2 protein-coding genes are annotated in these 2,806 nt (G+C 47.0%); both read left to right on the top strand.

The genetic code is table 11. The features are described from left to right. Window positions 1–1,013, top strand: a 1,013-nt coding sequence (locus tag ABYW01_RS18595) for a DEAD/DEAH box helicase (RefSeq protein WP_372835754.1), incomplete at its 5' end; no start/stop codon positions are given. A 9-nt stretch (window positions 1,014–1,022) separates the two neighbouring features. Beyond that, window positions 1,023–2,806 (top strand): UvrD-helicase domain-containing protein (locus tag ABYW01_RS18590; RefSeq protein ID WP_372835752.1); only part of this gene is annotated, 1,784 nt, incomplete at its 3' end.

Raw genomic sequence — 2,806 nt, 5'->3', positions numbered from 1 at the left:
TCCACGATCACAATCTACCGGTTATAAAAATTGGCAGAACAACTGCCACTAAAGGTTTGCGAGCCGAAGTGGAAAGCTTTGAACGTATTGATGAATGGGAAGAGCGTCCGTCACATGATGGCTATGTGATTGGCGCGACACCTTTTGCCACCTGTACTCCACGCCTTGAAACATGTCAGTTCAACACTGTGATCTTTGATGAAGCCAGTCAGATTACGATGCCGCTCGCAGTGATGGCGATGCGTAAAGCCACACGATTCATCTTTATCGGCGACCACAAGCAACTGCCACCTGTTGTAACCTCTCGCTCGGTGCTTGATCCCGAATCACCGTCGGTGTTCGCAAAGCTGATGGATGAAAAAAGAGAAAACGTTGTGTCTCTGTATTCGACATACAGAATGAATAAGACGCTGACATCATGGCCAAGTGAGTTATTTTATCACCGCCAGCTTACATCTTGCGGCAATAATGCTCAGCGCCAATTCTCCCTTGCTCAGCTGCCTAAACAATATGCCCAGATATTAGGCAGTGACCACAGTTTGGTGTTTGTTGAAAGCCGTCAGTCAGGGGCACGCACGTCTAATACGGCTGACGCGATACTGGTGGCCGAGTTGTGTTCGGAAGCGATTGACGCGGGACTGGATGCATCAGAGATCGGGATTGTCGCCCCATTTCGTAATCAAGGACGCCGAATCCGAGCGCTACTCAATCAGAAGCTCGGGGCATATACGGCAAAATCAATCATCGCAGATACTGTGGAGCGGATGCAGGGGCAGGAGAGGGAGATGATCATCCTCTGTATGACGACAACCGACCCTCACTTCCTTCAGCTGATGGCGCCTTTTCTATTTCAACCCGAACGCCTTAATGTATCGGTGACACGCGCAATGACCAAAACGATCATTATCGGGCCGGTCATCGATCAATATTTTTCCCATGACGAAACGGTCGTTCATCAATGGGCTCAAGACTATCAGGCATTAGTAGAACGCTGCTACAAAGCAGAGATCTAAGGACAGAGAATGGCAAAGTTCATACCAGAAACATTACATACACTACCCAACAATATCAGACGTCATGTGTCTAAAGCGTTACGTACATTGCCTGATAGTTTCACCGTCAGACTACCCGTCCTTGAGGGCGTATGGCCTGCTGACCTGGTCATTCAAGGGCCTGACTACAGTTGGTTAAATCTCCTTTTTTTGACTGATGTCGATGAGTTTAAAGGTAGGCGAGAAGAGATCACTTCCAAGTTCAATGCGATTGCTGATCAATGTCATGGGGCGACCGGCGAGCAACTCGAAGTACAGTTCTTAGTTGTTGTATGGCAGGCAAAGTCAGAGAAAGCTATCCCTATAAATTCAGGTTGCTCCAGATTTCGCTTAGTCGGCCAGCATCACTTTCGTGAGAACTATGAAACGCTAATCCGTGATAGTTGTTGTCAGACCACTGAGAAAAATTTTTCGTGGTTGCTACACACGGTGTTACCCGAGCGAGAAGTTCCAGCGGCCTGCACAACCCGAACAATGCATCACCGCGACAACAGCACCCAGCTAAAGCACTTCTTTTTGGATTACGATCAGGAGTTAGCAGCTAAGCTGGATCTGTTTGTTCCTGAAGTGGAAAACAGCGATGAACAAGCCGTTAGGCTCATTAACGGTGTCGCAGGCAGTGGCAAGACACTTATTATTGTCAGTCGCATCCTGATGTATTGCGCCAAGTATCCAGATCGTAAGGTGTTACTCCTCATCCATAACAAACCGGTTACGGCTGATATAGAGCATCGTATACGCATGCATTGGGGCGGAGTTCCGGATAATCTCGAAATAAAAACCTTCTGGAAATGGTGTCGATCACAGTGGGTATCCGCATTTAAACATAACAGAATCAAACTCCTATGGAACGGTGATCAGAAGGTTAAGAATTTTGTCGCTGAAGAGCGTCCAAGTTATAACGTCGAACGTCTGACCGATACGCAGTTATATGACGAGATTGAGTTTATCAACGATCATATGATTTTTGATGAAGAGGCGTATCTGGATGCCAGTCGAACAGGGCGTGGATTTGCACTGAGACATGAAGAGCGCCGTAAAGTCTGGCAGCTCCAGACGCACGTAAATACACATTTTGGAGAAACGACGGGGCTTCTATCAAGTTTGATGCCCAAGCAACTCAGTAATGACACATTTTACGATTCAACCCGTTTGAATACTTACGACCATATTATCGTGGATGAAGCCCAGTTTTTCGCTCCCAGTTGGTTCGAAGTTGTAAAACGCAGTCTTACTGAATCTGGCTCCTTGTTTATGTGTGCAGATCCTAATCAGGGGTTTCTAAAATCGCGACTGAGCTGGAAAAGTGCTGGTATCAATGTACGAGGGCGTACCAAAGTTCTGCGCAAAAGCTATCGCACGACACAGCAAATATTGCATGCAGCCAATCGCTTTCTAACCGATATATTGCCTCAGTCGGGCGAGGATTATATCCAGCCAATATACGATGGTATGACACAGGGCCAGCTACCTGTGTTGTTTTATAAAGATGCACCACAGGACTGCCTTGATCAGCTTGTGAACGAAACGGAAGCGTTAATTAATCAGGGTGTTCCTGTCAGTCAAATTATGGTGCTCTATACCACTGGGGTTTTTCCGTCAAAAATACAGAAACGCTTGGAACCGGTGGTGGGGAAAGACAATATCTGGAATTTTTCCGGCAAAGACGGCGAGCAAGTACCAGATGACAGTAAGTCAGGTTTCTTGAAGATCGCAAAGGTGGAAGCAGCTACAGGACTCGAAGCTGGCGTCGT

The sequence above is a fragment of the Pontibacterium sp. genome (assembly GCF_041587635.1).
Classification (GTDB): Bacteria; Pseudomonadota; Gammaproteobacteria; order Pseudomonadales; family Balneatricaceae; genus Pontibacterium.
This window is presented reverse-complemented; position numbering and strand designations above follow the sequence as displayed.